This window comes from Thermobifida sp., assembly GCF_017577275.1.
Lineage (GTDB): Bacteria > Actinomycetota > Actinomycetes > Streptosporangiales > Streptosporangiaceae > Thermobifida > Thermobifida fusca.
Map to the genome: position 1 here is coordinate 622,432 of NZ_PITY01000020.1, position 24,897 is coordinate 647,328.

A 24,897-nucleotide genomic window follows, 5' to 3' on the forward strand; every position below is an offset into this window, starting at 1 on the left:
GCGTCCGGATTGGCCTGGTCACCGCCGCGCCCCCCGTTCCTGGACACACCGCTGTCGCACACCGTTCGGCGCGCTATGTCCAGAATCGGCAATTTCGAGAAGGTGATGAGCGCATGCCGGAGAGCCAGCCCGTCAGCCCCTCCCACTCCCGCGGAGAGCACCCCGTTCCACGTCGGCTACGACGCGCCAGGATCGCGTTGTACGCATACTTTTTCGTCACCGGATCAGTCATCTCTATCTGGGCCTCACGTATTCCCGCCATCAAACGTCAGACCGGAGTCGACGAAGGGGAACTGAGTATCGCCCTGCTTGCCCTCGCCCTGGGTGGCGTCGTGACCATCCGGCTGATGGGCGGCCTGCTTGACCGGTTCAACGGCCGCATCATAGTACCGGCTGCCGCCCTCGTCGCCAGTATCGCGCTTGTTGCTCCGGGATACGCCACCAATCTGCAACAGCTCACGCTCTTCTTGCTCCTGCTGGGGTCGAGCCAAGCCCTGCTCAACGTCTCCGCGAATCTGCAAGCAGCACGGCTGCAGCGTGAGTGGGGACGTCCGATCATGGTCTCTTTCCACGCCGTGTGCTCCATCGGCGGCGGGCTCGGAGCTATCGCGGGCACCCTCTGCGTCCGGGCCGGCTTGGACGTCACCACCACCTTCATCGGCGCATCGTCCGTGCTGACGCTCCTCTCCCTCCTGGGGCGCAAGTGGCTGCTCGACACCCCGGCCCTCGCCGCCCAGCGCGCCCCCGCCCGGCCGAGATTCCGCCGCTTCGCCCTCCCCCGGGGCAGAATCCTGCTGCTCGGGGTCCTCGCACTGTGCTGCATGCTCGCCGAAGGGGCAGCCAACGACTGGAGCGCCCTCTACACCCGGGAAATGGTGGGCGGCTCCGAAACCGCTGCGTCCGCCACCTACGCTGCCTACGCCACGATGATGGCCGCGGGCCGTCTCATCGGCGACCGCCTGGTCGCCCTGTTCGGCCCGGTCAACGTGGTGCGGGGCGGCAGCCTCCTCGCATCGTTCGGGCTCTTCTTCGCCCTCGTCCTGCCCCTCCAGATTCCCGTCATCATCGGATTCGCACTGGTCGGGATCGGACTGTCCGGCATCGTGCCGCAAGTGTTCAACGCCGCGGCCAACGACAACCCGGAGCGGTCCGGCCGGGACCTGTCCACGGTCACCGCGATCGGCTACTTCGGACCGTTGCTCGGCCCGCCCACCATCGGCTTCCTCGCTGACCGCGCCGGGCTCTCCGTGGCCCTCCTGTTCCCCGCCTCCCTCGTGCTGTTCATCGCCCTGGGAGCGGGGACCCTGCGCACCGCCGAGCACAGAGAACCCAGAGCGCTCCGCCGCTCCGCCTCGTCCAAAAGTCTCCGTACGGGAAGCATGCGCCTGTGGGTTCCGCCGCTGCGCCACCTGTCCGAGAACATGAACGGCCACCGCAGCGAACAGTCTGAAGAGACTCTGCCCAACAACAACCACCACGACTCCGGACGCGAAACCCGCTGACCCGGGGAGCGCAACGGTATGCGGTGTCGGGCGGAAAACTCACTCAGCCCGCCTCTCCCACACCGGCGGACCCCTGATACTGGGACAAGTACGCCCGCACCGCGTACCCACCAAGGAGTGATCGTGACCGCCGAAATCCCGGCTCGCGCACGAGTCCACACCGTTGTGGACAGTCCCCTCGGCCCGCTGACCCTGGTCGCCGCCGACGGCGCACTCGTCGGCCTCTACCAGGAAGACCAGCGGCACCGGCCTGCCCCGGACTCCTTCGGCGTCCCCGACCCCGCACCGTTCACCGAGGTCATCGCCCAACTGACGGAGTACTTCTCCGGTCAACGCACCGTCTTCGACCTTCCGCTGGCCTTCACCGGCACCCCGTTCCAAACCACGGTCTGGCGTGCCCTCCTGGAGATCCCCTACGGACAGACGGTCTCCTACGGCGAACTCGCGGCCCGGATCGGCAAACCCTCGGCGTCCCGAGCCGTGGGACTCGCCAACGGCCGCAACCCGATCAGCATCATCGTGCCCTGCCACCGGGTGGTGGGCTCGTCCGGCTCGCTCACCGGATACGGCGGGGGCCTGGCCCGCAAGCAGTGGCTCCTCGCGTTAGAGCAGCGCCGCGCCCACCAACCGCCCCTCCTCGACTTCGCCGACGGCCTCGATGCCGGAGAACCGCGGTCCGCCACGCTTCCGATGGGCTCCCACCACTCGGCGTAACCCCACCGCGCCTTCTACAATCAGCCCGTGACCTTCCACCCAGCCGAATCCGCGGCGCGCCCGCCCCACCCCCACGAGGGCGCGATCCGCGAAGTGCCCACCCGAGGCAACCCCACAGTCCTGACCTACGCCCCAGAGCCCGACGGTCTGGCCGACGCCGGAGAGATCGTGTGGACCTGGGTTCCTTTCGAAGAAGACCCGACCCAAGGCAAAGACCGTCCCCTCCTGGTGGTGGGCCGCAAAGGCAACGTGCTGCACGCCCTGATGCTCTCCAGCCAGGAGCCCGACCCGTGGGAAGCAGACGACTGGCTGCTGCTCGGCTCAGGACCGTGGGATAGGGCCGGACGGGTCTCCTACATCCGGTTGGACCGCCTCTTCGAACTGGAAGAGCACGAGATCCGCCGGGAAGGCGCGATCGTCGACCGCGCCACGTTCTGGCGGGTGGCCGCGGTGCTGCGGGACCGCTACGGCTGGACCTGACCGCGCCCGGGCACTGCCCCTACCCGCGTGTACTGTCGGGCCAGGCAGTTTCCCGACGCTCTCCTCCTGCCCGCGGCCAGCGGAGAGAACCGGAGGTCACCGCCGGGCCGCAGCCCGGTGGCGCGCATGCCGCCCTCGGGGCTTTCGGGGACGGCGCAGCACGGCGACGACGAGTCCGACGAGGAGAGCTGCGGCAGCCGCGATCCCGGCGCCGGTGAAGAAAGGCCGGAGCGGGACGCTCCCGTTCTGCGCGCCCACCGTGTTCTCATCATCCGCGCACACCAGAGGGCTGTCTGCTTCCTGCCAGCCCGCGCAGACAGTGGTGGCCACCGTGTCCTGCCCCGGGTCTTCGACAAGGGTGGCGGTCACGGTGCGGGTCTGCTCCTCGCCGGGGCCGAGCGAGACCAGCCAGGCCGCCGTGTTGTCTTCGATCACGCCCCCGCCGTCGGCTTCCCGGAGATCAAGGTGGGCAGGGGCGATCTGGGCCACGAGCAGCTCGGGGGCAGCCTCCTCCCCTTCGTTGCGCACGGTGACCGTGTAGGCCGTGTCCTCCCCGACCGCGATCCGGTCCCGGGAGTCGGTGATGGACAGGGTGATGTCGTTGCTGCGCCCAGGAACGGTGTCGTCCGGCTGCGGGGAGGCATGCCCCAGGCTCGGAAGGGCGAGGAGCCCAGCCAGCCCGCCGAGGAGCACCGCGATGGTGCGATTCCGCACGGTCATGCTCCCCTCCCCCGTTCTCCGCTGTGTCGACAGTGAGGGTAACGCAGAGTAAGAGAACCAGTGCAGGATGACACCGGGATCGCGGGGAGAGCCGGGTCGGATAGCAAAGAAGCCCTCCGCGTGGTGCACGCGGAGGGCTTGTGCGGTCACTTACCGGTCACCGCGAACCGGAGGGGCAGCGTCAGTTGCGCGCCTGGGCCGGGCGGCGGGAAGCGACGATGGTGATCGCACCGACAGCGGTCGTGAGGGAGGCGCCGAGCACGAAGCCGCTGAGGTCCACACCGGTCACCGGCAGGGTCTCGTCGGCCTTGTCGCTCTTCTTGTCGTCGCTGCTGCCCTTGTTGTCGTCGGCGTCGCCGTCTTCGCCGCTACCGTCGCCAGGCTGCTGGCCCGGATTCTTGTCGTCCGGGTCTTCGCCATCGCCGGGCGCCGGAGTGGGCTCGGGTTCGGGCTCCGGCTCAGGGGTGCCCGGGTCACCGCCACCCGGGTCGCCACCGCCCGGGTCACCGCCACCCGGGTCGCCACCGCCCGGGTCGCCACCGCCCGGGTCACCGCCACCCGGGTCGCCACCGCCCGGGTCGCCACCGCCCGGGTCACCGCCACCCGGGTCCTCACCTCCGCCCGGAGGCTCAGGGGTCGGGTTGTCTCCCGGCCCCGGGTCCTCGCCGCCGGGGTTACCACCGCCGGGGGTCTCGCCGGGGGTGTCGTCGCCGCCGTCGTTTCCGTTGGTGAGGATGCCCACCTCCGCGTCGAGCGTCGCGATGCCGAGGTCAGCACCGAGGTCCAGCTCCAGAGCCGAAGCCGGAGCCGAGGCAAGGCCGAAGGCCAGCAGGCCTGCGGCTGTCACGCCCAAGGCGCGTGCCGTATAGGACATGTATCTCCTTAACTTCTCGTTAGGGGTTAATCCGGCAATAAGGCATAAAGATTGGCGTCGGCCATGACTACGGCGTGGCCGTCGAGCAGGCCCCACGGACGGGCGGTGTCGGGTTCCATGGGGGTCACCTCCCCCGCCGCGTTGACCGCGACTTGGCCTTCCTCCAGTTCGCCGTAGACCACGCCGGCGACAGCGTTGAGTGGTGTGAAGCCCGGCAGCACCTGAGTCTGTCCGGACTCCAGGTCGGTCAGGATCGGTCCATAGGCAGCCACCGTCTCCCCTTCGATCCAGGTGGCATCGGCGAGTTCTCCCGCGGTGATCTCCGTCTCCGCGAAGACCGAGCCGTCCCGGGCGTCGTGGGCGGCCAGGATGACTTTGTCTTCCTTCTCACTCTGCCACCGAACGATGACATACCGCTCGGATGCGGTGATCACCCGATCGAGTCCATCGGCGCTCTTGGGTTCCTTCGCCGTGACTTTCGCGGGCTCTTCCCCGGGGGCAGCCCAGTACCAGGGGCCGTCGGCGGCAGCGAGGAGCACTTCGTCCCCGACGACGAGCATGCCCCCCGTTCCCTTGGGCACTTTGACTTCGAGCAGTTCTCCCTCGCGGGGGACCATGGCCTTCTTGTCGGTGGTGACGAGCGGGGCTGTGCCCGCGAAGGTGACCACGCCGTCCTTGGGGAGCTTGTACTCGGTGGGGCCGCTGCCGTCGGCAGACCAGATCCACAGCTTCCCGGTCCCCGCGATCGCCACCTCCCACTGGTCGTCGTTCTTGACGAAGCGGACCGCCCCTTCGATCTCCGCGGGTTGGATCGGCAGGTCGGCTTCCCACAGCCGTTTCCCTTCCGGGCCAGCGACCGCGAGCTTCCCGTCAGCCCCGATGAAAGCGACCCGGCTGCCGTCGTCGGAGACGGCCGGGCGGGTGCCTTCGGTGACGGGAATCCGCCAGAGCGCTTCGCTGGAGAACCCGGGGGGCGCGGAACGTGCTTCGAAGGGGATGGTGTCAGGCGTTTCGGGGGCTTGCTGCGAAGGCGCGGCCTGAGTGCCAAACCCGGGGAGGTACCGGGGAACCACGAGCACTACGGAGACCACGACGAGGACGACCACTGCCAGGCCTGCTGCGGCGAGGGCCAGGACCACGCCGGTCCTGCTCCCCGACTGTTTTCCGCTGTTGCGCGGCGCGGGTGGCGGGATCTGGGGGATGCTCCGGATCACGCCGCGGGGGAGTGCTTCCAGTCGTTGGACTCCGTAGACGTCCCGTGCCTCGATGATCACCGGGCGCCCGATGCGGGCGGCATGGTCGGTGACGTAGTCGAGCGCGGCCCGCCGGGTCGCTTTGGCGTCGGCCCCGTGGACAACGTGCCGGGAGCCGTCGATAAAGACCTCTGCGCTGAGGTCGTCGGCAGCAATAACAATGACCGCGGTGTCCGTTCCGGAACGCGAGGTGCTGTGATTAGTCATCGCACCTCCGATTCCCATTGAACGGCTGGGCAGAACGCAGGTGAGACGACACCGCGATCCTCAAAAACCGGAACACTGTGGTCACCACTGTTGCGAACCTGCCCATAGACGGCCCGTGCGCATTCCCGGGTGCCGAAGCGGCGATGCGGCTTCGGATGGGAGTGATGCGAATGTGAGCGGGGAAATGGACGTGGGGGAGAAGTGCCTGCCGACAGAAGAAATCATACCCACCCAAAACCGTGAATTCCGGTGGTTAGCCAAATCTTTTCCCGGCCGTCGATTCCGCTCGGAAAGACTACCGCTCCCTTCCCGAAGACATCGGGAAAGCCCTTGTCGATCTGTGTGAATGAAGGGAGCGCAACTGTCGGGTGAGCACTCTGCCAACAAACCGATCCCACCTTTTCCAGCACTGTTGTGGCCTATCGGCACGTCACGGCTGGCCACAACCGGCCTTTTTGTGATCTTTTGTCAACCTGATCGGCACTTGAGGAGTCTGAGGACCTCCACGGAGAACAGGAACGACACACCGATGTGTGCTGTCTTGTCCCCAACGTCACATCCCGCCCCAGGAACATATCGGACCTCTCCCGGGGAGGAGTGCACGGGCGAAGAGGCCTGGCTATCCGGGGTGGGATGGGAGAGGACATCCTGTGGGACGCGCCGCTGCCGCACGCGGTTCACCCCATCAGCCGAAAATCATGAATTTTGAGGAAAAGACCTCACATTCACCGGGGGTGACGTGCGGGAAAAGACCGTGCACGTGGGTGGCACCCCCGGCACGGCACACCTCGGGCAGCGCGGTCGTGTCCGCCCATAGGGGCAGTCAGGGGGGCATGTTGGACGGCTGGCAGGGCGGTTGGCCGCACCGGGACGGGGCAGGGCGCGCACACTGCCTTGGTGAGGTCGCAGGAACTCCGATCAGGACGGCGAGAGGAAGCGGGACCGCGTCGCTGGACGTCACGCCTGGCGCCGGGCGGGGGTGTCCTTGCCGCGCTGCTGTGCGGGCTCAGCGGAAGGCGGACAGTGCGGCCGCGGAATCCCAGAGGATCCGGTCCGGCGCCCGGCCGGGCGCCGCGGGTGTGAGCAGCCTGAGGAGAGACGGAGCCCTCAGCTCCGGCTTTCCCGGCACCGGGACGCTGACGGTGCGGAGGGATAGGCGGCGATATTCCCGGGCACGTCACCGTGTCCGGGGCCGTCTGCTTCCCGGTGCCGGGGGTGGTGCGCGGCCGCGCTCAGCGGCCGCTGCCGCCCTTCAGCCTGGCTCTGGCCCGGCGCATTCCGGCCAGCCAGCGGTCGCGGTCGGAGGCGCGGCGCTGCTCCATCACCGCGGCCTTCGGGTGCGGCAGGATGAGGAAACGGCCCTCGTTGAGGGCTTCCACCACGGACTGGGCGACGTCTTCGGGTTCGAGGTAGTCGCCGCCGAGCCGGGTGGCCGCGTCCGGGCCGTCTTTGGCGGTCATCGCGGTGTTGACGCCCATCGGGCACAGGCACGAGATGTCGATGCCCTCGTCCCCGTGCAGGATCGCCAGCCATTCGGCGAGGGCGACCGCGCCGTGCTTGGTCACCGAGTAGGGGGCCGAGTCGATGTTGGTGAGCAGGCCCGCGGCCGATGCGGTGATGAGCAGGTGTCCGCCGCCGCGCTCGACCATGCGGGGCAGCAGGAGCCGGGCCACATACACGTGGGCGAGGACGTGGACCCGCCAGGTGCGGTCCCAGTCCGCGTCGCTACCCAGGCCGCCGCCCGTGGTCACCCCGGCATTAGAGCACCACAGGTCGATAGGGCTGTCCCGCTCGACCTCCTCGATGAGCGCGGCTACCGCTTCGGCGTCGGTGACGTCGAGCTGGTAGCCCTGGGCTCGCGCCCCCAGTTCGGCTGCTGCGGCCGCGGCGCGCTCCCCGTCCAGGTCGGCGAGGACCACTCGGGCCGCCCCTTCGGCGAGGAAGCGTTCCGCGAGCGCGTAGCCGATCCCGTTCGCGCCACCGGTGACGACGATGGTTCGGTCGGGGAAGGTGAACGGTCTCCCCATGGGTCTTCCTCTCTGGTCAGTCCCGCGAGCCGGGCAGGGGTGCGGTGACGGCACTGGCGGGACAACGGCGTCTGGCGACGGGGCCGCGCCAGACGGTTACTGGGCTCCGTGCGGGGTGGCCACCAGGCGTCCCACGGTGGTGCCGTCTGCGAGGCGCTGCACCCCGTCCGGCAGCTCTTCCAGGCTGAGCACCTCGCTGACGGCGGGTTTGATCGCACCGCGCTCCGCGAGGGCGGTGAGTTCTTCGTGGCAGTGGGCCACGAGTGCGGGGTTCCGCTTGTTGTAGAGGCCCCAGTGCAGGCCGAGCAGCGAGTAGTTCTTGACAAGGGCGTGGTTGAGGCCAGGGGTGGGGATCGTCCCGCTGGCGAAGCCGATGATGAGGATGCGTCCTTCGAAGGCGATGCACTTGGTGGAGCGCGTGTAGGACTCGCCGCCCACCGGGTCGTAGATGACGTCGGCACCGCGCCCGTCGGTGGCTTCCTTGACCACGGACACGAAGTCGTCGACATACCGGTCGACGACGATGTCGGCGCCCAGTTTGCGGGCGTATTCGGCTTTGGCCGCGCCCCCGACGACACCGATCACGCGAGCGCCCGCTGCTTTGGCCAACTGGACTGCGGCGCTGCCGACCCCGCCGGCCGCGGCGTGGACGAGGACGGTCTCCCCGGCTTGCAGCCCGGCCCGGCGGTGCAGGGCGAACCATCCGGTCTGGTAGCCGATGAACAGGGCCGCCGCTTCTGTGTCGCTGAGGGAGGGGGGCGCAGGGAAGACACGGCTGATGTCCATGGGCGCGTATTCCGCGAACGATCCGTAGGGCAGGACCGGGGAGCCGATGACGCGGTCGCCTTCGGTGACTGTGGTGACGCCCTCGCCCAGGGCCACGACTTCGCCGCACAGTTCCACGCCGGGGGTGAACGGCAGGGGCGGCTTCTCCTGGTAGAGCCCGCGGCACATCAGCGCGTCGGGGAAGTTGACCGCTGTGGCGAGTACGCGGACCACGATCTGCCCCGGGGCAGGCTCGGGGACAGGGACTTCTTCGAGCTTGAGAACGTCTTTGGGCTCTCCCAGGTTGTGCACCCGCAGCGCTTTCACCGGTGTTCGCCTCCCACCATTGAGATACCGACCAGTCGGTAGTGAGTGAATCGTTTACGGACCGGTTTCGTCAAGGCGGCCTGTGCTACGCAGGTGGGATAGCCTCGCTCAGGACCCTGGAGCAGGAGAAGAACGTGGTGTCTGTCGCAGCGCAAACCTCCACCGGAGCCAACGAGGTCAACCGGGAAGCAGCCCGCCGCCGCACGTTCGCGGTGATCTCCCACCCTGACGCCGGTAAGTCCACGCTGACCGAAGCGCTAGCGCTGCACACGGAGGCGATCACCTCGGCCGGCGCGGTCCACGGCAAAGGGGACCGCAAAGGCGTGATCTCGGACTGGATGGAGATCGAACAGGACCGCGGCATCTCCATCACCTCGGCGGCGTTGCGCCTCGAATACAACGGCTGCGTGCTCAACCTGCTGGACACCCCGGGCCACGCCGACTTCTCCGAGGACACCTACCGGGTGCTGTCCGCCGTGGACTGCGCGGTCATGCTGCTGGACTCGGCCAAAGGCCTCGAGCCGCAGACGCTGAAGCTCTTCGACGTGGCCCGCAGCCGCGGCATCCCGGTGATCACGTTCGTCAACAAGTGGGACCGGCCCGGCCGCGAGCCCTTGGAGCTGCTGGACGAGATCGAGCAGCGCATCGGCCTGCGCCCCACCCCGCTCAACTGGCCGGTGGGTGTCGCCGGGGACTTCCGCGGCCTGATCGACCGCACGGCAGGCAACCGCTACACCAAACTGCACCGCACCCCGGGCGGGGCCACGAAAGCCCGGGAAGAACCCATGGACGCGGTCCAGGCGGCCGAGGTCGAGGGGGCTGCCTGGGAGCAGGCGATGGAAGAGCTGGCACTGCTCGAGGAGATCGGCGCCGACTACGACGAGGAGTCCTTCCTGGCAGGCAAGTCCTCCCCGGTGCTCTTCGGGGCGGCCCTGCCCAACTTCGGCGTCTCCGCACTGCTCCGCGCACTCATCAACCTGGCGCCCGCGCCCGCGGCCCGCCTCGACGTGACCGGCGCCCCGCGGCCGGTGGACGCGCCGTTCTCCGGGTTCGTGTTCAAGATGCAGGCCAACATGGACCGGGCGCACCGGGACCGGATGGCGTTCGTGCGGGTGTGTTCGGGCCGGTTCGACCGGGGCATGGTGCTCACCCACGCGACCACGGGCCGCCCGTTCGCCACCAAGTACGCCCAGGCGGTCCGCGGCGCCCAGCGCCAGACCGTGGACACCGCGTTCCCCGGTGATGTGATCGCGCTGGTCAACGCCCAGGCGCTCCGGGTCGGCGACACCCTGTATGCCGGGCCCAAGGTGGAGTTCCCGCCGATTCCCAGCTTCGCCCCCGAGCATTTCGCGGTGGCCCGTGCCGTGGATTCCAGCCGCTACAAGCAGTTCCGCCGGGGGATCGAGCAGCTCGACAGCGAAGGCGTCGTGCAGGTGCTGGTGTCGGATGTGCGCGGCGAACAGGCCCCGGTGCTGGCCGCGGTGGGCCCCCTCCAGTTCGACGTGGTCACTCACCGGATGGAGCACGAGTTCCGCGCACCGGTGGAGTTGACCCACCTCGATTACAGCGTGGCGCGCCGCACGGACGCCGCGTCAGCCCCCGTACTGCACGGGCTGTCCGGGGCCGAGGTGCTGACCCGGCGCTCCGACGGGGAGCTGCTCGTGCTGGTGCACAACAAGTGGCGGCTCAAGGTCATCCAGCGGGATCACCCCGACCTGGTGATGGAGCCGCTGCTGGCCGGGGGCCTGGTCGAGGAGGAGTAAACCTCCGGCCGCTGGCGCACCCCGGGAGGGGGCGCCTGGTGTGCAGGGTCAGTCGAACTGGAACGCGCGTTTGGATAGCCCGTACCAGAAGCCGTCGATGACGCTGCGGGCGGTTTCGGTGGTGCCGCTGCTGGCCCCGAGGGCGACGAACAGCGGTGCCAGGTGTTCGCTGCGGGGGTGGGCGATCGTGGCGGCTGGCCCCTTGGCCTGCCAATCCAGCAGGGCGTCGACGTCCCCGGTGTGGACGGCTTGGGCAGCCCAGTCGTCGAACTCAGCCGACCAGGACGGGGGCGCGTAGTCGGGGCCCCGGCTCATGTCGACGCACGACAGGTTGTGGGTGAGGAACCCGCTGCCCATGATGAGCACGCCTTCGTCCCGCAGCGGGGCCAGGCGGCGGCCCAGGGCGAACAGCTCCTCGGGGTCGAGAGTGGGCATGGAGATCTGGAGGACCGGCACGTCCGCCTCGGGGTACATCTCTTTCAGCGGCACGTAGGCGCCGTGGTCGAGGCCGCGAGCGGGCGCCTCGGCAACAGGGGTGCCGGAGCCGCTGAGCAGGGCGCGTACCGATGCGGCAAGCTGCGGTGCTCCGGGGGCGGGATAGGTGACCTGGTAGTAGCGCTCGGGGAAGCCCCAGAAGTCGTAGACCAGGGGGACAGTGGTGGTCGCCCCGATGGTGAGCGGGGCGGACTCCCAGTGCGCGGAGATGACGAGGATCGCCTTGGGGCGGGGGAGCTCGGCCGACCATGCGGCGAATTGGCTGGTCCAGAGCTCGTCGTCGGCGAGGGGCGGCGCCCCGTGGCCGAAGTAGAGCACGGGGAGGTTCTCGGGGGTCTCTGCAGTGGCCATGGTCTTCTCCTCGGTGTCGCTCCCCATAAGCCTATCTAGAAAAATTCTTTCTAGAAAGAAATAGAGCAAAAAGAGACCTCGGCTGCCGGACCGCTCCCGTCTCAGGACTTTCCGCCCGGACCAAAGGGACCAGCCGCCCGCAGTGAGCTGCCGCATCGTGGGTAGAGACCCGAGTGTGACGCCACGAAAGTGAGGCAGAGACCTATGGCTGACACACCGACCGGCTGGGTCGTCGTCGGAGTCGACGGCTCCGCCTCCAGCAGGTACGCGCTCGAATGGTCAGCACATGAGGCGCGGCTGCGCGGGCTCGGGCTGCGCATCGTCACCGCCGTGGAGATCCCCGACCCGCGGGACCCGCTCGCTGGCCCGGCCATCCCCGCCAACGTCGAAGAACTCCCCCTGTTCCAAGACGCGCGCGCCCTCCTGGACTACGCCGACCGATGGATCCAGCGGGTCTACCCGGAACTGGAAACCCGCACCCGGGTCGCACTCCGCCGCCCCGCCGAAGCGCTCATGGAAGCCGCGGAAGAACCGGGGACCGAACTCGTCGTCGTCGGCTCGCGGGGCCGCGGCACCCTCGCCTCGGCCTTCGCCGGATCGGTCGGTGTGGAACTCGCTGCCCACTCCCCCGTCCCGGTGGTGGTCCTCCCCAAAGAACACGAGACCGCGCCCGGAGTCCGGGAACGCGTCGTCCTCGGCGTGGACGGCTCACCCGCCAGCCGCAACGCCATCGACTTCGCCTTCGCCGAAGCCCAACGGCGCGGCACCGAACTCGTCGTGGTCTGCGCCTGGCAGCCCATCACCGCCTTCGCGTTGACCATGGGGCCGCTTCCCCCCGAGATCTTCGACGAAGAACCGCTCGCCGAAGCCGCCCAGCAAACCATCGAAGAAGCCATCGCCGACTACCGGAAGCGCTACCCCGACGTCTCCGTCACCGTCCGCACCGTCCGCGCCCACCCGGCCGCGGGCCTGCTGGAAACCGCCACCCCGGCCGACCTGATCGTCGTAGGCTCCCGCGGCCGGGGAGGATTCCGGGGCCTGCTCCTCGGCTCGGTGAGCCAGGCGGTCCTCCACGGGGCACGCGGTCCCGTGGCTATCGTCCGCTGACCTGCTGCTCCCCGGCCATCCCACCCTCCCGCACCGCTCACCGCGCTCCAGTGGCCCCCGGTGCGGGAGGCGTTCTGCTATGGACTACATTGCGTCGTAGCAGTCAGGCTTCTTCGGGGAAGGTGGACGGAATGCGAGACGGAGCCAGCCGTGAGTGACCTGTGGACCACGATCGTCCAACTGGCATCGCTCGTGCTGGCCGTCTGGTGTGGGATCTCGGCGTTCCGAGGCCAGCCGATGCTGGTGCCGCACCTGATCGGACTGGCAGTGCTCGAAGTGCTGCTGCTCGTCCAACTCGTCCTGTCGATCGTGCTGCTCGTGCAAGGGCCGCGGCCGCCCGACACCGTCACCTTCGTCAGCTACCTGGTCACCCTGGTGCTGGTCCCCCCGGCCTGCGCGGTGTGGGGACTCATGGAACGCAGCAAGTGGGGCCCCGCCGTGATCGCGTTCGCCGGCCTCGTCCTGCCGGTCTTGATGGTCCGTCTCGAACAGCTCTGGAACGCGCCCGTTGTCTGAGACCACGCACACCGCCGCCACCACGCGCGCCAGCGGCCCCGGACGGCTGCTGGTCGCCGTCTACGCCCTCTTCGCGGTCGCCGCGACAGGGCGGTCCACCGTACAGATCCTCACCCGCTTCGAGGAAGCTCCCCTCGCCTACTCGCTGTCCGCGCTCGCCGCTGCCGTCTACATCGCGGCGACCGTGGCGCTCGCCCGCAGCGGGCACACCTCCCGGCGCGTGGCCCTCGCTGCCTGCACCTTCGAACTCGTCGGCGTGGTCGCGGTCGGCTTGTTCACCCTGCTGGTCCCCGAAGCCTTCCCCGACGACACGGTCTGGTCGCTCTTCGGCATCGGCTACGGGTTCGTGCCGCTCGTCCTCCCCGTGCTGGGGCTGCTGTGGCTCGGCCGGTCCCACCCCCGCACCCCTGACGCGGCATCCTCCGCACCACCCAGCCATCGCGGCTAGCCTGGATTCATGGCACGTTCCGAGTCCGCCGCATCCCCATCCTTCCCCGTTATCGTCACCGCCGACTGGCTGCGCGCCCACGCCGACGAGGTGATCCTCGCGGACGTGCGCTGGTACCTGGACGGGCGCTCCGGCCGCCAGGCATACCGCGACGGGCACCTTCCCGGCGCGGTGTTCGTCGACGTCGACACGGACCTGGCCGCCCCGCCCAGTCCCGCGGGGGGACGGCACCCACTTCCCGACCCCGCTGACTTCGCCGCGGCGCTCTCCCGGCTGGGCATTGGCGACGACAGCGTGGTCGTGGCCTACGACGACGCGGGCGGCTCCACCGCGGCCCGCCTCGTGTGGATGCTGCGCGTCCTCGGCACGCGTGCCGCACTGCTGGACGGCGGACTCCAAGCGTGGCCGGGGCCGCTCGAGACGGGTGACGTCACCGCCGAGCCCCGCACCCGCACCCCCGTGCCGTGGCCCGCAGACCGCGTGGTGGACACCGACACTGTCCGGCAGGAACTCGGCGAACCGGGCAGGCTCCTGCTCGACGCGCGGACCTTCGGCCGGTTCACCGGGGAACAGCCTGCCCCCGTGGATGCCCGGCCCGGCCACATTCCCGGGGCGCGGAGCGCAAGCTGGCAGGACAACCTCGACGACACGGGACGGTTCGCCCCGCCCGACGTCCTCCAGGCCCGCTTCCGCGCGCTCGGCGTCGACACCGCCACCAGCGTCACCGTGTACTGCGGTTCCGGGGTAACCGCCTGCCATGACCTGCTCGCTCTGGAACACGCCGGTTTCCCCGACGCCCGGCTCTACCCAGGGTCGTGGAGTGCCTGGGGAGCTGACGAGTCCCTCCCCGTGCAGACCGGCGAATGACCCGCCCTGCCCCCTCCCGGAGGCGGACAGGGATCGCCTCCGGGTCAGGCACCGCGTGGCCTGGGATAGGGGCACAGTGCACGGCCACGCGGTGAGTCCACCGGCGCCGGGGACCGGTTCCCCATGGTTGACTGCTCGGCGCACGAACCGGTGGCGACACGCCGGACCAGAGCGGACTGCCAGGTCCGTGCCTCCCGCGAACTCTTCGAAACCGGACCTTTCCGCTGTCTCACCGTGTTCTAACCCTGAATGCCGATGCTGAAGGCAAGCACCAGATGTCCGGGAGGAAACTCGCATGAGCGCGATCGACCGCGGTAGCGGTTCTTCCATGGAAGAACCAGAACGCCCTGAGGGACCGCTGGCCGACGCGGACGGCCGGGAGAGCGTCACGGACCACCAAGACACCACCGCTGCGGACACTCCGGAAGACGCCACGACCGGCTCCGCTGCCCGCTCTGAGACCGGAGCCGCACCCGACACTGCCCAGGCGGCTTCCGCACCCTCCGCAGCAGCCGCACCCGCTTCGGAGCCTGCCGCCTCCGCGGCCGAGCAGCGTGACGCTTCCCACGAGGCTCCCGCACCGGGCAGTAGGGAGACTCCGCCGCACCCGGCGCCCCGTCCCGCACCGTTCGCGCCGCAGTCCCACGCTCCCCACCCCGCATGGGGCCCGCCCGCACCCGACCAGGCCACGGCCCGGCACGGGGCGCAGGCCTACCCCGGGCCGGAGGCGCCCCAGCCGGCCCCCGGCCGTCCCGGGCCTCCGCCTGCGGGCGGCGTCCCGGCCGGTGCTGCCCAAGGCGCCTGGCAAGAACGGCCCGCTCAGCACGACCAGCCGAACTCCCCCACAGGCGCCTGGGCCGTGCCGCCGTCCCCCGGAGGGTTCTTCCCGCCGACCGGGGGATTCCCGACACTGCACGGCTCCTCCCCGTTCGAAGGCGCCCCACCGCCCGGCAAGCCGCAGCGCAGCGGCCGGGTAGTGCTGATCGCTGCCGTGACCGCCCTCATCACCAGTCTGATCGTCGGCCCGGCAGCATCCGTCGCCACCGCCTACTTCCTCAGCGAGCAGGTGGCAGCCAACCCGGCTGCCACCTCGGCGGCCTCGGGGGACGTCACCAAAGTCGCCGCGAAAGCCCTGCCGAGCGTGGTGTCCATCGCCACCGCCGAAGGCGGCGGCAGCGGGTTCATCATCAGGGACGACGGGCTCATCGTCACCAACAACCACGTGGTCTCTGACGCGCAAGAGCTGACCGTGCTGTTCCACGACGGTTCGCAGGCGTCCGCCACGATCGTGGGCACCGACCCGGTCTCCGACCTCGCCGTCATCCGGGCTCAAGGCGTCTCCGGGCTCACCCCGGCGTCCCTCGGCGACTCCGACCAGGTGGAAGTCGGAGCTGAAGTAGTCGCCATCGGCGCGCCGCTCGGCCTGTCCGGCACGGTCACCTCGGGCGTGGTCAGCGCGGTGGAACGCCCCGTCAACACGGGTGTCAGCGGACAGCAGGACAGCCCGCTCCTGCCCTCCCCCGACGAGGAGGAGCCGCAGGCCACCACGTCGACGGTGATCGACGCGATCCAGACCGACGCCCCGATCAACCCCGGGAACTCGGGGGGACCGCTCGTGAACATGAACGGCGAAGTCATCGGGATCAACACGGCGATCGCGACGACGAGCAGCAACTTCATGTCGCAGTCCGGGTCCATCGGACTCGGCTTCGCCATCCCGATCAACCAGGCCAAACCCATCATCGAAGAGCTGATCAACACGGGCAAGGCCACCTACGCCGCGATCGAAGCCTCCGTCACCGTGGCTGAGGACGGTCCCGGGGCGGAACTCGTGGAAGTGAACCGGGGCGGCGCAGCAGACCAGGCCGGGCTGCGCAAGGGCGACGTCATCATCCGGATCGAAGACCGCATGGTGACCGACCCCAACGTGCTCATCGCCGAGATCCGCTCCCACCGTCCCGGGGACACCGTCACCATCACCTACCAGCGCGGCGGCCAGACCGCGCAGACCACGGTCACGCTGGCCGCCCAGTCGCTGGACAACTGACGGTTGTCGTCCGCGTCGGAACGTCGCCAGACTTCCCCGGCCGTTCCTTCCTACGGCCCGCATCCTCAGGCCGGGGAGAGGGCTGCGGGCCGTCGCTCACCACCGAGGGCGCGGCCCGCAGCCGAGTCCTGCGCTGGCGGGCCACCGACGAACGGGCCAAGGTGATGGTGCCGCCCACCGTGGCGAGCGCACTGACCACGATCACGGTGAGCGGAAGCGCCCCCGTGGGCAGGGACTCGCCGAGCAGCGAGACCCCGATGAGCACCGCGGTGAGCGGGTCGCTGATCAGTAGCGTGGCATAGGCGAGAGCGAAGTGGTCGGTGCGGTAGGAGCCTTGGACGAGCAGGTAGCCGCACACCCCGATCACCGCGGTCACCAGCGTCAACGGGCGGAGCACCGAGAGCGGGTCGTCGAGCGCGGCCACCCCGATGACCCTGACCAGGGCGGACAGGGTCGCAAACCCGACACCCCCGCAGAGGGCCAGCACCCACGCCCGCAGCGCCCCGGAGACAAACCGGGAGACGAGCAGGCCGCCGAGCATGACCACCCCCGTTGCCGTGGGCAGAATCCACGCGGTGGACGGAGGAGGGTCGACAGGGGGACCGGAATGCCCGTACAGGGTCCCGACCAGCGCGACCAGACCGAACGTGACTGTGAGACATCCCACAATCTCTGTTCCGGTGAGTGCGCGCCGGTGCAGCACCGCCGACACCACCACAGCGCATAACAGGCCACCGACCCCGATGGGTTGGACAATCATGAGCGGCGCTCCGGTCAGCGCCCAGACATGGGCGACCGTGCCGATTCCACTGAGTCCGGTGCCTATCAGCCAGAGCGGGCTGCGGAGCAGACAGCGCAGCAGTTCCCACTGCCCCGACACCTCGGCCGGGACACCCCCCAGAATCGCTCGTTCCTGGAGTGCCGCACCGGTCGCGAAAGCAACCGCCCCTAGCGCGGCAGCGATGATGGCCCCCGTCATAGACCAGCCCCTTGCCTGACAGCGGCGCACGGCACGCGACACCTCCGAAAAGCGTTCCGGTGTCCGCGGTGCGCGACGGTTCCAGCAATCGCCCCCCGTCGCGGGCGAAACGTCGGGACCCTGAAAGGGGGACAAAGTGGAGACTACTGGCTCGGCTGACCTGGACAGCACACCGGACCGGCGTCACCCCGGACAGGCCGGCCCCGGCTCAGAAAAAAATACCGGAACACCACAGATCACAGCCGATCAGCGAGGTCACGCATAGTGTGCAGGAGGTCCACCAGCACCGGGCGCAGCCTCGGGTCGACCTGGTGGAACAGGTCGTGCAACCGGTCGCGGACGAGCGTCTGATGCGCGTGGAGCGCCCGCATACCCTCGTCAGTGACACTGACGACTGTGGCCCGCTCATCCTCCTCGGAGCGGCGGCGCCGCACCATCCCTTTCCGCTCCAACTGCTGGAGCATCCGGGTGGCAGAAGGAGAGGAGATCCCAGCAGCGTGAGCAATCTCGCCGACCGTAGGGTGGGTGACCGCGAGGGCACTTTCCAGCAGCAGGGCCTGGGCGAGAGTCAGGCGGGGCTCCGCTCCGCTCGGCACACGGCCCCGGGCACGAGCGACTGCTCGCACCAGTTCTCCCCATGCGTGTGAGAACTCCGCGAACTCAGCGTCGCTGCGCTCCACCTCTGTACCTCGCTCGACGGTTACTCCGCGCTTTTAGTTAGCATAGACAATAATTAGTCAAGTCACATAAGAAGGCGGAAAATCCGGCAACCGTATCGACCATTGTGAGGGGGGCGCATATTGATATGGCTACTGGTTGCGCACTTCACGGCTGCGGCACTAGCTCCGGCGCTAGTCCGTAAGTGGGGGCGGCAGGCCTTCTTCGCGCTCGCACTTGTCCCCGCGAGCGCCGCAATCTGGGCACTCCCCCGGGCGCCAGGCGTGATCGCCGGTGAACCGGAACTGTTCTTCCTCCCATGGGCGCCCAACTACCAGCTGGCCCTGGCCTTCCGCATGGATGCGCTCAGCCTCGTCATGCTGCTGCTGGCAGCGGGGATCGGCGCCCTCATCCTCCTCTACTGCGCCCGCTACTTCAGCGACGACGAACCGGGCCTCGGCCGCTTCGCCGGAGTCCTCACCGGTTTCGCCGGTGCCATGATCGGCCTGGTCCTCGCCAACGACCTCATCCAGCTCTACCTGTACTGGGAGCTGACCACCGTCTTCTCCTACCTGTTGATCGGCCACTACCCCGAGCGGCGCGACAGCCGGCGTGCCGCAGCCATGGCGATCAACGTGACCACCATGGGCGGCCTCACCATGCTGGTCGGCCTGGTCATCCTGGGGGAAAGCGCGGGCACCTACCTCATCTCCGGCATCCTTGCCGAGCCGCCGAGCGGGACCGCCGTCACCGTGGCGCTCGTCCTGATCCTGGTCGGTGCCCTGTCGAAGTCGGCGATCTTCCCGTTCAGCCTGTGGCTTCCCGCAGCCATGCAGGCCCCCACCCCGGTCAGCGCCTACCTGCACGCCGCTGCCATGGTCAAAGCCGGGGTGTACCTGATCGCACGGCTCACCCCCGCCTTCGGTGACATCCCGGCCTGGCAGTACACCGCGGTCATCCTCGGCACAGCGACGATGATCGGGTCCGGGTGGCGGGCCCTGCGCCAGCACGACCTGAAACTGCTGCTGGCCCACGGAACCGTGAGCCAGCTCGGCTTCCTCACCGCGATCTTCGGCATAGGGACGCGGGATGCCGCACTCGCCGGACTGGCCATGCTGTGCGCGCACGCACTGTTCAAAGCCCCGCTGTTCCTCGTCGTCGGCATCATCGACCACAGCACCGGAACGCGGGACCTGCGGGAGCTGTCCGGGCTGCGCAAGAAGATGCCCGTCGTGTTCTGGACGTCGGTAGTCGCACTGATGTCCATGGCCGGCCTGCCGCCCATGGCCGGGTTCGCCGCCAAAGAGGCCGCGTTCGGCGCGTTCGAGCACGCCGACACCCTCCTCGCCACCCTCGCCCTGGCCGGAGTGGTGGTCGGCACGCTCTTCACCGTCGGCTACAGCCTGCGGTTCCTCTGGGGCGCGTTCTTCGACAAAGAGAACACCTCCCCCACTCCGCTCCTCCATCCCCCGGGACCGCTGTTCGTCGCTCCCGCCATCGTCCTCGCGGCCCTCAGCCTCCTCGGCGGGTTCGGCGCGTCCCTCGCCGACCCGGTGTTCGCCAGCTACGCCGACACCGTTCCCGGCGCTGGGCACGACCCCGCCCACCTAGCGCTCTGGCACGGCCTCTCCCTCCCGCTGCTGCTGACCGCGCTCTGCCTGGCCGGCGGTCTCCTGCTGTTCCGCTGGCGGGTCATGGTCGCGTGGCTGGGCGCCCGGTTCGCGCTTCCCGAAGCCGGGAACGTCTACCGGCGGATCGTCTACTACCTCTCCAGCTTCGCCACCCAGGTCACCGGCCTCACCCAGCGCGGGTCCCTCCCGCTCTACCTGGGCACGATCCTCGTGTCCCTGCTCGTCGTCAGCACGGCGCCGATCGTGTGGGGACGGCTGTGGACGCTGGACGTGCCGCCGGTGCGCTGGATCGACACGCCGCCCCAGCTCATCCCGGCCGCGATCATCATCATTGCGGCGCTGTGGACGCTGATCGTGCGCGGGCGGCTGTTCGCGGTAGTGCTCGTCGGCATGACCGGCTACGGCACCGCCACCCTGTTCGCCCTGCACGGCGCCCCCGACCTGGCGCTCACCCAGTTCCTAGTGGAGACCGTCAGCCTCGTCGTGTTCGTGCTCGTGCTGCGGCGCCTCCCACCCCAGTTCTCCACGCCGGTGCTCCGCAGCCGCCGCCTCGTGAACCTGGCGATCGGCATCGGCAGCGGAATCCTGGTGGCTGTCATGGCCTACCTCACTCTCGCGGGACGGCAGGCCGAATCCATCTCCGAAGGATTCCCCGCCGCGGCGGAAGAAGCCGGGGGAAGCAATATCGTCAGCGTGCTGCTGGTGGACGTCCGCAGTTGGGACACCATGGGGGAGATCTCGGTGCTGGCCGCGGTCGCCGCCGGCGTGGCGAGCCTGCTGTTCGTCCGGCGCCGCACCCGCCTGCCCCACACCCACATCGAAACCGGGCGAATCGTGGCGCGGCTCCCCCAGCCGCCCTCCAACGGGGAAAGCGAATGGTCGCCGCTGCCGCTGACCTATGTCGGCGACATCATCACCCCCCGCGTGGCGCACAAGCCGCTGTGGCTGCCTGGGGTGCTGACCCTCGCGCAAGAGCGCCGGTCGATCATCTTCGAGGTCGTGGCGCGCCTCATGTTCCCCGTGATCATCCTCATCTCCGTCTTCCTCCTGCTCACCGGGCACAGCCACGTCGGAGGAGGATTCGCGGGCGGCATCGTCGCGGGCCTCGGCCTCATGGTGCGCTACCTGGCGGGCGGCCGCCACGAGCTGTACCTCTCGCTGCGGCTCCCCCCGGGCCTGCTCATCGGCCTCGGGCTCTCCATCACCACGGGCACGGCACTGGCCGGAGCCATCTTCGGGACCGAGATCTTCGCCGGAGGGGCGTTCGACCTGCACCTGCCCTTCTTGGAGCCGATCCACCTCACCTCGGCACTCGCTTTCGACTTCGGTGTCTACGTGCTGGTCATCGGCCTCATCCAGGACATCCTGTACAGCCTCGGCGCGGGCATCGACGAACAGGCTGAGAAGGACAGCCGTACCGGTAAGGCACCCGAATACGAAAGCGAGGAGGTGACCGCGTGAACGACACCCCTACCCTCCTGCTCGTCATCGTGATCGGTGTCCTCGTGACTGCCGGGGTGACGCTGCTGCTGGAACGGAGCCTCACCCGCATCCTGCTGGGCGTGGTCCTCCTCGGCAACGGCGTCAACCTGCTCATCCTGTCCGCAGGGGGCGCCGCGGGGGGACCACCGCTCCTCAGCCTCACCCCGGAAGGGGAGATGGCTGACCCGCTTCCCCAGGCGATGATCCTCACTGCGATCGTCATCACCCTGGGCGTGACCGCGTTCCTGCTGGCCATGGCCTACCGGAGCTGGCAGCTGCAGGGCAACGACGAAGTCCAGGACGACGCGGAAGACCGGCGTATCGCCACCGGCGGGGAGCGGCGGCGCCTGCGCCAGTACATCCGCGCGCAGAAACGGGCGCTGCGCCAGGCGATCCGCGCCCAGCGGATGGAACTGGAAGCGCAGATCGAAGCGCAGGACGAACTGGAAGAAGCCGAGCGGGCGATCCTCCGCGAACAGATCGCCCAGGCCCGCCGCGACCTGGACGAACGCTTGGAAGCCGCGGACGACAAAGACCGGGAGCGGATCATCTTCCAAGCCGATCACGCGCAAGCGGCCGCGCTGGATGAGGCCAAACGGCGGGTGCGGGAAGCCCGCAAGGAGCTCGCTGAGCACCGGCGTGCCGACCGGGAGTACGAACGCCGCCTGCGGCGGGAGCTGCGCCAGCGCATCCGCGCCCAGAAACGGCAGCTGCGTGCGAGCATCCGCGCAGAACGCGAACGCCTGGCCCGAGCCGAAGACAGCGACATGCAGGGGGTGGACTACTGATGGAGGCCCTTCTTCCCTACCTGGTGCCGCTGCCGGTGGTGGTGCCGCTCCTCGCGGCCGGCCTGAAGTTCGCGATCGGTGTCCGCTCCCCCCTCCTCAACCAGATGATCAGCGTGGTCGCCCTGGTCGTGGTACTGGCCACGGGCGGGGCACTGCTGTTCGGGGTGCACGCTTACGGACCCCAGGTCGTGCAGGTGGGCGGCTGGGAGTTCCCGATCGGGATCACCCTGGTCGCGGACCGGCTCTCCGCGCTGATGGTGACCGTCTCCTCAGCGATCACCCTGGGCGTCCTCGTGTACTCCATCGGGCAGGGGATCGCCGACCAGGAGGAAGCCACTCCGCTCGCGATCTTCTACCCCACGTTCCTCATCCTGGTGGCGGGGGTGTCCAACGCTTTCCTCACCGGGGACCTGTTCAACCTGTACGTCGGGTTCGAGATCCTGCTGACCTCCAGCTATGTGCTGATGACGCAGGGCGGCACCCTCGCCCGGATCCGGGCGGGATCCACCTACGTGGTGGTGTCGCTGCTCTCGTCCGTGGTGTTCCTGATCGCTATCGCCCTGATCTACGCGGCCACCGGCACCGTGAACATGGCGCACCTGGCGCTGCGGCTCGCGGAACTGCCGACCGAACTGCAACTGACTCTCCAGGCGATCCTGCTGATGGCGTTCGCCATCAAAGCCGCGGTGTTCCCGCTCTCGGCGTGGCTGCCTGACTCCTATCCGACCGCGCCCGCCCCGGTGACCGCGGTCTTCGCGGGGCTGCTCACCAAGGTCGGCGTCTACGCGATGATCCGCACGCAGACCCTGCTGTTCCCCGAGGACAGCGTGGTGGACACGCTCCTGCTGTGGGCGGCGCTCGCCACCATGGTGATCGGGATCTTCGGCGCGATGGCGCAGACCGACATCAAACGCATGCTGTCGTTCATCCTGGTCAGCCACATCGGCTACATGGTGTTCGGGATCGGGCTGGCCAGTGTCCACGGCATGTCGGGCGCGGTGTTCTACGTCGCCCACCACATCACGGTGCAGACCACCCTGTTCCTGGTCGCCGGGCTGGTGGAGCGGCGCTGCGGCAGCTCGTCCCTGAACAACGTGAGCGGGTTGGCGAAGATCTCCCCCGTGCTGGGCGTGCTGTTCTTCATCCCTGCGATGAACCTGGCCGGGATTCCCCCGCTCTCCGGGTTCCTCGGGAAACTGGGGCTCATCCAGGCCGGCGTCCAGGACGGGTCGCCGCTGGCCTACCTGCTGGTGGGCGGGGCCGTGGCCACCAGCCTGCTCACCCTGTACTCGATCGTGCGGCTGTGGAACTACGCGTTCTGGCGCGCCCCGGAGGAAGGCCGGCCTGTCGCGCTCGGCACCCTGCTGGAAAGCTCCGAGGACGAATCCTCCGACCTGCCCAACGGGAACGCCGTGCCGATTCCGGCAGGCCGAGCCCCGACCGGGATCGGCGGGAAAGCCGTGGTGACCTCCGACGTGTTCCCGCCGCTGATGCTGGGAGCGACGGTGGCCCTCGTCTTGCTGGGCGTGGCGTTCACCGTGTTCGCGGGACCGCTCATCAACTACAGCTATGAGGCCGCGGTCGAACTCACGGCCCGGACGTCCTACCTGAACGCCGTGATCCCGGGAGGTGCTGCCCAGTGACCCCGCCGTCGGTGATACCGAAGCGGTCGCCGCTGGATCTGCGGATCGGGCGGCGGATCATCAACCTGCCGACCCTGCTCACCCTGACCGTGGTGTGGATGCTGCTGTTCGGGGAGCTGTCGCTGACCATGGCACTGGGCGGCGTCCTGGTCGGCACGCTCATCATGCTGGTGTTTCCGCTGCCGACCGTGTCGCTGGGCCTGCGCCTGCACCCGGTGGGGCTCGCAGTGTTCCTCGGCCACTTCATCGTGGACCTGGTGGTGTCGAGCGCCCGCGTGGTCGCGCAGTCGTTCGCCCGGCGCCCCCCGCGCAGCTCGATCCTCGCCATCCCGCTGCGCACCCGCTCCGACCTGCTGCTCACCATCACCGCCATCTGCGTCTCGGTGATCCCCGGCAGTGTGATCGTGGAGGTCCGCTCCGGGACTTTCACCCTGTTCGTGCACATGCTCGGCACCGACGTGGACGCCGCGGAAGACGCGCGGCGCAAGGTCTTCGCCCTGGAAGAGCGGGTGGCGCGGGCGTTCGGCACCCGGGAGGAGATCGAACGCGTCGAGGCGGGAGGCGACACATGATCTACCTGTGGACCGTGATCGGGGTGCTGCTCGGTGCCGCGTCCCTGCTCGGCATGGCGCGGCTGCTGCTGGGGCCGACCATCCTCGACCGGGCGCTCGCGGTCGACGTGCTCCTGGCCTCGGCGATCACCGGGATCGGAGCGTACGCAGCATTCCACCGCGACCCCACCGTGCTGCCCACCATGCTGGTGCTGGCGGTGCTGGGATTCGTGAGTTCGGTCAGTGTCTCCCGGTTCGTGGCACGGCGGCAGCGGGGGATTGACGAGTCGGAGGGGGTCGACCAGTGACAGGGACGGAAATACTCGACTGGATCTCCGTGATCCTCCTGCTGCTGGGGGCGGCGCTGTCGTTCGCGGCAGGAGTCGGCCTGGTGCGGTTCCCCGACCTGCTGTCCCGCATGCACACCGCGGCGAAGCCGCAGGTGATGGGCCTGGTGCTCATCTCGGTCGGGTTGGGGCTGCGCCTGTTCCCCGACCCGCGAGTCGGCTTCCTGTTCCTAGTGGTGCTGTTCCAGATCCTCACCGTCCCGGTCGCCTCGCACATTGCGGCCCGGGTGGCGTATCGGACCGGACGGGTCCGCCGGGACCTCATCGGGGTGGACGAGCTGGAAGAGCAGCTTGAACCGCGCTGACCCCTGCGTGCGCTGCGTGAGCAGCTAGTACCAAGGCCGCGGACGGGTCCA

At 69.1% G+C, this 24,897-nt stretch carries 23 protein-coding genes; 15 read left to right on the plus strand and 8 right to left on the minus strand.

Annotated features, from left to right (window positions below):
- Positions 1 to 197 precede the first annotated feature (197 nt).
- The 3 genes from CW348_RS07770 (at position 198) to CW348_RS07780 (ending at position 2,696) form a co-directional block, all read left to right on the plus strand.
- Complete coding sequence (locus tag CW348_RS07770; protein WP_227480989.1) at positions 198 to 1,502, plus strand: MFS transporter; 1,305 nt, start codon at positions 198 to 200, stop codon at positions 1,500 to 1,502.
- Between the two features lie 123 nt (positions 1,503 to 1,625).
- The gene (locus CW348_RS07775) at positions 1,626 to 2,216 is read left to right on the plus strand and encodes a methylated-DNA--[protein]-cysteine S-methyltransferase (protein WP_041427613.1); all 591 of its coding nucleotides are present in this window, start codon (positions 1,626 to 1,628) and stop codon (positions 2,214 to 2,216) included.
- Between the two features lie 27 nt (positions 2,217 to 2,243).
- On the plus strand, positions 2,244 to 2,696 hold the full coding sequence (locus CW348_RS07780; protein WP_011290812.1) for a type II toxin-antitoxin system PemK/MazF family toxin: 453 nt from the start codon (positions 2,244 to 2,246) through the stop codon (positions 2,694 to 2,696).
- A gap of 96 nt (positions 2,697 to 2,792) precedes the next feature.
- Here the strand turns inward: CW348_RS07780 and CW348_RS07785 are convergent, their stop codons facing one another.
- The 5 genes from CW348_RS07785 to CW348_RS07805 all read right to left on the minus strand — a co-directional run bounded on the left by CW348_RS07785 (position 2,793) and on the right by CW348_RS07805 (position 8,869).
- Complete coding sequence (locus CW348_RS07785; protein ID WP_011290811.1) at positions 2,793 to 3,416, minus strand: DUF11 domain-containing protein; 624 nt, start codon at positions 3,414 to 3,416, stop codon at positions 2,793 to 2,795.
- A 181-nt stretch (positions 3,417 to 3,597) separates the two neighbouring features.
- Positions 3,598 to 4,290: a hypothetical protein gene (locus CW348_RS07790; protein WP_104612641.1), complete on the minus strand. Its 693-nt coding sequence runs from the start codon at positions 4,288 to 4,290 to the stop codon at positions 3,598 to 3,600.
- Positions 4,291 to 4,316: 26 nt separating this feature from the next.
- Positions 4,317 to 5,750 (minus strand): hypothetical protein, encoded by a 1,434-nt coding sequence (locus CW348_RS07795; RefSeq protein ID WP_011290809.1) that lies wholly within the window; start codon positions 5,748 to 5,750, stop codon positions 4,317 to 4,319.
- Positions 5,751 to 6,982: 1,232 nt separating this feature from the next.
- Positions 6,983 to 7,777: an SDR family oxidoreductase gene (locus tag CW348_RS07800; RefSeq protein ID WP_011290808.1), complete on the minus strand. Its 795-nt coding sequence runs from the start codon at positions 7,775 to 7,777 to the stop codon at positions 6,983 to 6,985.
- 96 nt (positions 7,778 to 7,873) lie between these two features.
- On the minus strand, positions 7,874 to 8,869 hold the full coding sequence (locus tag CW348_RS07805) for an NADPH:quinone oxidoreductase family protein (protein ID WP_011290807.1): 996 nt from the start codon (positions 8,867 to 8,869) through the stop codon (positions 7,874 to 7,876).
- Positions 8,870 to 9,003: 134 nt separating this feature from the next.
- On the opposite strand from CW348_RS07805, the gene CW348_RS07810 reads away from it, so the two are divergent.
- Positions 9,004 to 10,632 carry a peptide chain release factor 3 gene (locus tag CW348_RS07810; RefSeq protein ID WP_011290806.1) on the plus strand — a complete coding sequence of 543 codons (1,629 nt, stop codon included), beginning with the start codon at positions 9,004 to 9,006 and terminating at the stop codon, positions 10,630 to 10,632.
- Positions 10,633 to 10,680: 48 nt separating this feature from the next.
- Here the strand turns inward: CW348_RS07810 and CW348_RS07815 are convergent, their stop codons facing one another.
- Positions 10,681 to 11,505 carry a dioxygenase gene (locus tag CW348_RS07815; protein WP_011290805.1) on the minus strand — a complete coding sequence of 275 codons (825 nt, stop codon included), beginning with the start codon at positions 11,503 to 11,505 and terminating at the stop codon, positions 10,681 to 10,683.
- 177 nt (positions 11,506 to 11,682) lie between these two features.
- Between CW348_RS07815 and CW348_RS07820 the strand changes: the two genes are divergently transcribed.
- From CW348_RS07820 to CW348_RS07840, 5 genes are all read left to right on the plus strand, one after another.
- Positions 11,683 to 12,585, plus strand: a complete 903-nt coding sequence (locus tag CW348_RS07820; RefSeq protein ID WP_104612639.1) for a universal stress protein — start codon at positions 11,683 to 11,685, stop codon at positions 12,583 to 12,585.
- Positions 12,586 to 12,735: 150 nt separating this feature from the next.
- Positions 12,736 to 13,101, plus strand: coding sequence for a hypothetical protein (locus tag CW348_RS07825; protein ID WP_011290803.1), 366 nt, complete (start codon positions 12,736 to 12,738; stop codon positions 13,099 to 13,101).
- Positions 13,094 to 13,549, plus strand: coding sequence for a hypothetical protein (locus CW348_RS07830; RefSeq protein ID WP_011290802.1), 456 nt, complete (start codon positions 13,094 to 13,096; stop codon positions 13,547 to 13,549). The genes CW348_RS07825 and CW348_RS07830 overlap by 8 nt, the downstream gene beginning before the upstream one ends.
- 9 nt (positions 13,550 to 13,558) lie before the next feature.
- Positions 13,559 to 14,416: a sulfurtransferase gene (locus CW348_RS07835; protein ID WP_016188132.1), complete on the plus strand. Its 858-nt coding sequence runs from the start codon at positions 13,559 to 13,561 to the stop codon at positions 14,414 to 14,416.
- A gap of 295 nt (positions 14,417 to 14,711) precedes the next feature.
- Positions 14,712 to 16,463, plus strand: coding sequence for a S1C family serine protease (locus CW348_RS07840; RefSeq protein ID WP_104612638.1), 1,752 nt, complete (start codon positions 14,712 to 14,714; stop codon positions 16,461 to 16,463).
- Here CW348_RS07840 and CW348_RS07845 read toward each other — a convergent pair.
- Together CW348_RS07845 and CW348_RS07850 are read right to left on the minus strand one after the other, a co-directional pair.
- Positions 16,432 to 17,442 (minus strand): DMT family transporter, encoded by a 1,011-nt coding sequence (locus CW348_RS07845; protein WP_016188131.1) that lies wholly within the window; start codon positions 17,440 to 17,442, stop codon positions 16,432 to 16,434. The genes CW348_RS07840 and CW348_RS07845 overlap by 32 nt on opposite strands.
- A gap of 236 nt (positions 17,443 to 17,678) precedes the next feature.
- Positions 17,679 to 18,068: a MarR family winged helix-turn-helix transcriptional regulator gene (locus CW348_RS07850; protein WP_011290798.1), complete on the minus strand. Its 390-nt coding sequence runs from the start codon at positions 18,066 to 18,068 to the stop codon at positions 17,679 to 17,681.
- 174 nt (positions 18,069 to 18,242) lie between these two features.
- On the opposite strand from CW348_RS07850, the gene CW348_RS07855 reads away from it, so the two are divergent.
- Genes CW348_RS07855 through mnhG form a run of 6 tightly spaced genes read left to right on the plus strand, consistent with a single transcriptional unit; the run spans position 18,243 to position 24,846 of the window.
- Positions 18,243 to 21,191 (plus strand): Na+/H+ antiporter subunit A, encoded by a 2,949-nt coding sequence (locus tag CW348_RS07855; RefSeq protein ID WP_061783885.1) that lies wholly within the window; start codon positions 18,243 to 18,245, stop codon positions 21,189 to 21,191.
- Complete coding sequence (locus tag CW348_RS07860) at positions 21,188 to 22,000, plus strand: Na(+)/H(+) antiporter subunit C (protein WP_011290796.1); 813 nt, start codon at positions 21,188 to 21,190, stop codon at positions 21,998 to 22,000. Before CW348_RS07855 ends, CW348_RS07860 begins: the two co-directional genes overlap by 4 nt.
- On the plus strand, positions 22,000 to 23,643 hold the full coding sequence (locus tag CW348_RS07865; RefSeq protein ID WP_104612636.1) for a Na+/H+ antiporter subunit D: 1,644 nt from the start codon (positions 22,000 to 22,002) through the stop codon (positions 23,641 to 23,643). Before CW348_RS07860 ends, CW348_RS07865 begins: the two co-directional genes overlap by 1 nt.
- The gene (locus tag CW348_RS07870) at positions 23,640 to 24,215 is read left to right on the plus strand and encodes a Na+/H+ antiporter subunit E (RefSeq protein ID WP_011290794.1); all 576 of its coding nucleotides are present in this window, start codon (positions 23,640 to 23,642) and stop codon (positions 24,213 to 24,215) included. Before CW348_RS07865 ends, CW348_RS07870 begins: the two co-directional genes overlap by 4 nt.
- Positions 24,212 to 24,502: a monovalent cation/H+ antiporter complex subunit F gene (locus CW348_RS07875; protein ID WP_011290793.1), complete on the plus strand. Its 291-nt coding sequence runs from the start codon at positions 24,212 to 24,214 to the stop codon at positions 24,500 to 24,502. The genes CW348_RS07870 and CW348_RS07875 overlap by 4 nt, the downstream gene beginning before the upstream one ends.
- A complete protein-coding gene (gene mnhG, locus CW348_RS07880; RefSeq protein WP_011290792.1) occupies positions 24,499 to 24,846 on the plus strand; it encodes a monovalent cation/H(+) antiporter subunit G in 348 nt (115 codons plus the stop codon). The genes CW348_RS07875 and mnhG overlap by 4 nt, the downstream gene beginning before the upstream one ends.
- Positions 24,847 to 24,897 lie beyond the last annotated feature (51 nt).